A 6,557-nucleotide genomic window follows, 5' to 3' on the forward strand; every position below is an offset into this window, starting at 1 on the left:
CACGACGTCGTGGTCGGCGTCCGCCTCGTTGATGGCCAGGTGGACCATGAGGCGGTTCGGTGCGGCGCCGTGCCAGTGCTCTTCGTCGGCTTCGAACAGGACGCGGTCTCCGGGCCGGATGACCTCGACGGGTCCGCCACGGCGCTGGCACAGGCCGATGCCCTCGGTGACGAAGATGGTCTGGCTGAGCGGGTGGCGGTGCCAGTGCGTCCGGGCGCCGGGCATGAAGTGCACCAGGTTGGCACTGACCCGGGAGGGCTCGGGCGCTGCGGCGACGGCGTCGATGTAGACGTCGCCGGTGAACCAGTCGGCGGGGCCCTTGACGGTGTTGATCGAGCTTCGGGTGATCTGCACGGTCGGCTTCTCTTCTCCGTGAATGCGGGGGCTGCAGGCGGGCGGCCGCCGCCGGACCGGGCGGTGGCCTGCCCCTGAAGCGCGATTGCGGAGGTCAGGGCTTGAGGATGGTCTTGATCGCGCGGCGTTCGTCCATCGCCTTGTAGCCTTCCGCGACCTGGTCCAGCGGGAGGGTGAGGTCGAAGACCTTGCCGGGGTCGATGCTTCCGGTCAGAACGCGGTCGATCAGGTCGGGCAGGTAACGGCGCACGGGCGCGGGGCCGCCTCGCAGCCCGACGTGGGAGAAGAACAGCTCCTGGCCGTCGACGGCGACCTCGTGCGGGACGCCGACGAACCCGACGTTGCCGCCCGGCCGCGCCGAGTGCAGGGCCTGCTGCATGGCCTGCGCCGTGCCGACGCACTCCAGGACGCTGTCCGCGCCGATCCCGCCGGTCAGCTCCTTGACCCGGGCCACACCTTCCTCGCCACGCTCGGTGACGATGTCGGTGGCACCGAACTCAAGGGCCAGCTTCTGCCGGGGCTCGTGACGGCTCATGGCGATGATGCGCTCGGCGCCCATCTCCTTGGCGGCGATCACGGCGCACAGGCCGACGGCGCCGTCGCCGACGACGACTGCGGTGGAGCCGGGCTTCACCTCGGCGGCATCCGCGGCCCACCAGCCGGTGCCCATGACGTCGGACACGGCCAGCAGTCCGGGCCAGTAGTTCTCGTCCGGGGTGCCGTCGGTGGCGACGAGGGTGCCCTGGGCGTTGGGGATGCGGACGTAGTCGGCCTGGCAGGTGGACATGAACTCGCGGTTCAAGCAGTTGGACTGGAAGCCGTTGCGACAGTTCGCACAGGTGTTGTCCGAGGTGGCGAACGAGCCGACGACGAACTGCCCTGGCTTGACCGTGGTGACCTCGGATCCGACCTCCTCGACGAAGCCGACGTACTCGTGGCCCATCGGGTGAGCGTGCTGGGTCGGCTCCGCGCCCCGGTAGGGCCACAGATCCGAGCCGCACACGCAGGTGACGGCTGTGCGGATGATCGCGTCGGTGGGCTTGAGGAGCTTCGGGTCGTCCAGGGTTTCGAAGCGGATGTCGCCGGGGGCGTGGATCACTGCTCCGCGCATCAGAGTGGTTCCTTACATGCCGTGCTCACAGGGGTGTGGTCCGGGCGGCCATCCGGTCGCCGCAGGCCAAGGCAGGCAGCCGCCGGGGCAGGCGGTGCGGTTCCCAGGGGGCGTGTCCGCCGCCCGGAAGTGCCTGATCTCCAGGAAACCGCTCTTCCGCGCGGGCAGCGAGTTACCAGTGAGGGGTGTACTGGCAGTGCATCCCTTTCACCCCGGGTGGGTCGTACCGTCGATGGCATGGACAACCGTGAGGAGGTCCGCGAGTTCCTCACCTCGCGGCGAGCGAAGATCAGCCCCGAGCAGGCCGGCCTGCCCGCAGGCTCCCGACGACGCGTGCCGGGCCTGCGCCGCAGCGAGGTCGCGGCACTGGCCGACATGAGCGTGGAGTACTACGCCAAACTCGAACGCGGCAACCTCGCCGGAGTCTCCCCCGCCGTTCTCGAAGCCGTCGCCCGCGTCCTGCAACTGGACGACGCCGAGCGCGCCCACCTGCTGAACCTGGCCCACGTCGCAGACGGTACCGACATCCTCACCCGCCCCCGGCGCCGTCGCGCCCCAGGCCGGCCGCAGGTCCATCGCAGCCTTCGGTGGACGCTGGACGCGATCACCGCCGGGCCGGCAGTCGTGTGCAACGGCCGGATGGACATCCTCGCGTCCAACCGGCTCGCCCGAGCCTTCTACACCGATCTGTTCGCGAACCCGGCCAACCAGCAGAACCTGGCCCGATTCCAGTTCCTCGACCCCGCCTCGCGCCGCTTCTACCCGGACTGGGACCTGTTCGCCGACATGGCCGTCGCCATACTCCACGCACAGGCCGGCCGCAACCCGTACGACAAAGACCTGCACGACCTCGTCGGCGAACTGTCCACCCGGGCCAAGGAGTTCCGCACCCGCTGGGGCGCACACAACGTCCGCCGCCACGGCACCGGCACCAAACGGTTCCACCACCCTGCCATCGGCGAACTCATCCTCGCCTACGAGTCCCTCGACCTGGCAGCCGAACCCGGCCTCCACATGACCATCTACACCGCCGAACCCGGTTCCCCCTCCGAAGAGGGCCTCAGCCTGCTCGCCTCCCTCGCCGCCACCGAAGAGAGCACCCCCGCCAGACAGCACCCCACCGGCTGAGACACCGCCGCGCGAACGTCACTGACAGGTTCGAGGGGCTGAACCGGCCGGAGGGAATGGCCTCGCTCTTGGGACACGCCCCAAGGTGGCCACGGTGAGACACCACTGAGCACGGCAGGTCAGGGACTCCAAGGGTGCAGCGGCAGCTGAGATTCCACAGCCGCTGTGGGATCTCCGGCCCCGTGGCCGATTTGGCCGGCTGGATGACATGCGCGAACGTCATCGAGCACCTCTATGACACTGCCGCGGTCCTGGTTGTCGACGAGACCGGGGATGTGAAGAAGGGCACCCACACGGTCGGGGCCCAGCGCCAGTACACCGGAACGGCTGGACGGATCGAGAACTCCCAGGTCGCGGTCTACCTCGTCTACGCCAGCGAGCGCGGGCACGCGGCGGTGGTCCGGGAGCTGTACATTCCGCGCTCCTGGACGTGCGACCCGGACCGCTGCCGGGCCGCGGGGCTGGGCGAGGACACCGTCTTCGCGACCAAGCCGGACCTGGCCCGCACCATGATCGAACGGTTCCTGGACGCCGGACACCACGTCGGCTGGGTCACCGGGGACGAGGTCTACGGAGGCAACCCAAGACTCCGTAGAACTCTGGAGGAACGCGGCATCGGCTATGTCCTCGCGGTGGCCTGCTCGGCCGAAGTGCCCACGGGCGCCGGCACCTTCCGCGCGGATACCTTGGCGCGGAAGGTGCCGAAGCGGGCCTCGCCGAAGCTCTCGGCCGGGCGCGGCATGAGAGGGCGGCGGTTCTACGACTGGGCCCTCATCGTCCTCGCCGAGGCAGCCCCGGGCCGCCACCAGTTGCTGATCCGCCGCAACCGCAGCACCGGTGAACTCGCCTACTACCGCTGTCACTCCACCACGCCGGCATCCCTGGCCACCCTGGTCAAGGTCGCAGGTTCCAGATGGCGGGTGGAGGAGACCTTCCAAACTGAGAAGGGACTGGCCGGGCTGGACGAGCACCAGGTCCGCCGATACCCCTCGTGGGCCCGCTGGGTCACCCTCGCGGTGCTGGCCCACGCCTTCCTCGCCGTCGTCCGCGCCGACGAACACGCACATCGACCCACGCCGGACGACCTGATCCCGTTGTCCTGCAACGAGATCTGCCCCCTGTTCATCGCGCTCGTCGTCCAGCCCGTCCGCGACGCGGCCCACCGGCTTGCCTGGTCCGACTGGCGCCGCCGCCACCATGCACGATCACGCACCAGTCACTACCGACGACAAGCCGCATCCCAGACATGAAGATCACGATCTACAGTTGGAATACTAATACTCCAGTAGCGGTTCGCTATCTGGCCTGATCAGAAGCGTCGCCTGGAGTGTAGTTGACTGCTATTGGGCCGGGGCGGTCTTGCTGGATCGTCCCTCCAACGAGTGGACTCGTCGCCGGTCGTGGCGGGCGACAGCTTGGCGCCTGCGCCGCCATTGCGACCAGTTCACTGGATCCGCAGCGATCAGCAGACGGGTAGCGGCCGGAGAGTCGTGCCGGCCTCGGGTCTGCCACGGACGGCGGATGGAGGCGACAGCGAACGAGGCGGTGTCGTGTCAGTGCCGACACTGACCCAGCCGATATTCGCATGATGGCATAGATCCCATACGGGACAGTCTTGCCCGGTCCAGTACCGGCTCACGGGTCGGCGGCCACTGGCCGTGGAACTTCTGCATAGACCCTCGTTCAGTACGAAGCCACACTCCGAGCCGCAACATCACTCTGATCATCCGCACGCGCCGTGGCACGATTTGACGATCATGGAAGGCCGACCGCTAAAGATCGTCCTGACACAGCTGCCCACAGACGACCACACTGTGGAATCGTCGGCACCTCACCTCGGACCTGCGACACACTCAGCCGCCCTGCCAGCGCGCGACCGAAGGGCGGGAGGAAGTACCCGACATGACGTCACCCACCCGTCGTCAACCCTCAACTGTTTCCGCAGGTCAGCGGACCCGTCCCCGTGGCTTCAGCGGCACCGTCGGCAGCTCGGGGGCCGGCAGCGGATCACCGTCGTACCCCTTCACCTCGCCGAATCTCGACCCTTCCATCCAGTCCCGGCGGGCCTGGACGATCTCCTCCTGCGACCGGCCGATCCAGTTCCAGAACATGATCAGCTCCTCCTCGAAGGGCTCGCCTCCCAGGAGCATCAGGCCGGCGTCCGACTCCGCGCGCAGCGGGAGTTCGGTGCGGCCGCAGCCGAGGTAGAGCATCGAGCCGGGCAGGACCGGCACGCCGTCCACATGGGCCTCGCCCGACATCGACAGCACGGCGTACTCGAAGTCCGGTTCCACGGGCAGGCGTACGTCCGCGCCGCGGGTCAGGGACAGGTCGGCGCCGACGATCGGGGTGTATGCGGTGCCCGGTGAGGTGGCGCCGTCGAGGTCGCCGAGGATCAGCGTGGCGGTCAGGCCGGGCGCTGTGACGGTGGGGAGTTCGGCGTGGTGTTCGAAGTGGGGATCGGTGTGTCGGTGGGTGTCCGGGAGGGCCACCCACAGTTGTGCGCCGTGCAGGAAGCGGGCGTGCGACCGGGGGCTCTCCTCCGAGTGGCTGATGGCCCGGCCCGAGGTCATCAGGCCCAGTTCGCCGGGGCGGATCAGCTGGAGGCTGCCGGTGGAGTCGCGGTGCAGCACCTCGCCCTCGTGAAGCCAGCTCACCGTCTGCAGGCCCATGTGCGGGTGCGGGGGCACCTGCATGCCGGGCTCGTCGGCGATGTCGTCGGGGCCGTAGTGGTCGACGAAGCACCAGGCGCCGACCATGCGGCGGCCCAGGTTGGGCAGCAGCCGCCGGACTTCGGTGGACTCCCCGAGCCTGACGCGGCGCGGGCTGAGGAGCTCGCGCACGGGCTCCGTCACCACGAATCCGCGGCCGCCGCAGACCGCGGGAACCGCCTCACGATCGAGATTGCTCATGGCGCCCAACCTAGCCTCGCGGGGGCGGTTCCGTCATCGCGTACGACCGGCGCCCATCACACCGAGGGACAGGTAGTGGAATTTTCAATCACTTGCTTGCGTTGTGGGGCATCGAAGGAGGTCACGAGTGAACACGACGTACTACGACCACGGGAGCCCGGCGGAGCGCTGGGAGCGTGCGCAGATGTTCTTCGACGCCCGGGACTACGCAGGCGCGGCCCGCGTCCTGGTCGGGTTGGTCGAGGAGGTGCCGGAGCAGACCGGGCCCCGGCTGCTGCTGGCCCGCGCCTACTACCACTCGGCCCAGCTGCGGCGCGCCGAGGCCGAGTTGCGCGTCATCGTGGAGCGTGACCCGGTGGAGCACTACGCCCGGCTGATGCTCGGCCGCACCCTCCAGCGGCAGGGACGCCACGAGGAGGCCGAGACGCACATGCGCATCGCCTCGGCGTTCGCGGGCGAGTTCGCGGACGTGTGAGACGCGGCCCGCCGGGGGCTCCCCCCGGCGGGGTGGCGAGCGTCCGCCGTACGAAGTGAGCCGGGGACCTCGGTCCCCGGCTCGCTCGCGTCTGTGTGGGCGCGTGTGCCGGGTCGGGCCGGGCTCAGGGCCGTGGCATGCTGGCGCGATGGACTGTCCGAATGCGTGTACGCCCGTCGCGGAGCGGGTGGAGGAACTTCTCGCCGCGGGCGGCCCACTGCCCGTCGTCACCGCCGGTCACCCGGTGCTGCGCAGCGGCGCCGAGCCGTTCGACGGCCAGCTCGAGCCCCCGCTGCTGGCCCGGTTCGTCGAGGCGCTGCGTGACACCATGCACGCGGCGCCCGGCGTGGGACTGGCCGCGCCGCAGGTGGGCGTGCCCCTGCGGATCGCCGTCCTCGAGGACCCGGCGCCGGTTCCCGAGGAGGTGCGACAGGCTCGGGGGCGGGTGCCCCAGCCGTTCCGGGTGCTGGTCAATCCGTCGTACGAGCCGGTCGGCACCGCACGGGCCGCGTTCTACGAGGGTTGCCTCAGCGTGCCGGGCTGGCAGGCGGTGGTGGCCCGGCACGCCGAGGCAACC

At 69.7% G+C, this 6,557-nt stretch carries 6 protein-coding genes and 2 pseudogenes; 4 read left to right on the forward strand and 4 right to left on the reverse strand.

Going from position 1 to position 6,557, the window contains the following annotated elements; all coding sequences use genetic code 11:
* Together BZY54_RS40720 and BZY54_RS40725 are read right to left on the reverse strand one after the other, a co-directional pair.
* The coding region (locus tag BZY54_RS40720) for a (R)-mandelonitrile lyase (protein ID WP_086730410.1) at positions 1–354 on the reverse strand (354 nt) is incomplete at its 3' end.
* A gap of 94 nt (positions 355–448) precedes the next feature.
* Entirely contained in the window at positions 449–1,465 is a 1,017-nt protein-coding gene (locus BZY54_RS40725) for a zinc-dependent alcohol dehydrogenase family protein (protein WP_086730407.1), read from the reverse strand.
* A gap of 237 nt (positions 1,466–1,702) precedes the next feature.
* Here BZY54_RS40725 and BZY54_RS40730 point away from each other — a divergent pair, with 237 nt between their 5' ends.
* Together BZY54_RS40730 and BZY54_RS40735 are read left to right on the forward strand one after the other, a co-directional pair.
* On the forward strand, positions 1,703–2,593 hold the full coding sequence (locus tag BZY54_RS40730) for a helix-turn-helix transcriptional regulator (protein WP_086730408.1): 891 nt from the start codon (positions 1,703–1,705) through the stop codon (positions 2,591–2,593).
* Positions 2,594–2,811: 218 nt separating this feature from the next.
* Positions 2,812–3,843: pseudogene (locus BZY54_RS40735) on the forward strand (IS701 family transposase); the annotation flags it as partial.
* A 201-nt stretch (positions 3,844–4,044) separates the two neighbouring features.
* Here BZY54_RS40735 and BZY54_RS49905 read toward each other — a convergent pair.
* Positions 4,045–4,213: pseudogene (locus BZY54_RS49905) on the reverse strand (ISAzo13-like element transposase-related protein); the annotation flags it as partial.
* 326 nt (positions 4,214–4,539) lie between these two features.
* Positions 4,540–5,505 carry a pirin family protein gene (locus BZY54_RS40740; protein WP_086730409.1) on the reverse strand — a complete coding sequence of 322 codons (966 nt, stop codon included), beginning with the start codon at positions 5,503–5,505 and terminating at the stop codon, positions 4,540–4,542.
* Between the two features lie 127 nt (positions 5,506–5,632).
* On the opposite strand from BZY54_RS40740, the gene BZY54_RS40745 reads away from it, so the two are divergent.
* The gene (locus BZY54_RS40745) at positions 5,633–5,980 is read left to right on the forward strand and encodes a tetratricopeptide repeat protein (protein WP_208640923.1); all 348 of its coding nucleotides are present in this window, start codon (positions 5,633–5,635) and stop codon (positions 5,978–5,980) included.
* A 148-nt stretch (positions 5,981–6,128) separates the two neighbouring features.
* Positions 6,129–6,557, forward strand: a 429-nt coding sequence (locus tag BZY54_RS40750) for a peptide deformylase (protein ID WP_208640924.1), incomplete at its 3' end; no start/stop codon positions are given.

The organism is Streptomyces carpinensis (assembly GCF_002154505.1).
Lineage (GTDB): Bacteria > Actinomycetota > Actinomycetes > Streptomycetales > Streptomycetaceae > Streptomyces > Streptomyces carpinensis.

What these genes read in the sequence shown, in the direction of transcription:
- BZY54_RS40740 (WP_086730409.1), bottom strand. Translation starts at nt 5,505, where the DNA reads ATGAGCAATCTCGATCGTGAGGCGGTTCCCGCGGTCTGCGGCGGCCGC.
- BZY54_RS40725 (WP_086730407.1), bottom strand. Translation starts at nt 1,465, where the DNA reads ATGCGCGGAGCAGTGATCCACGCCCCCGGCGACATCCGCTTCGAAACC.
- BZY54_RS40730 (WP_086730408.1), top strand. Translation starts at nt 1,703, where the DNA reads ATGGACAACCGTGAGGAGGTCCGCGAGTTCCTCACCTCGCGGCGAGCG.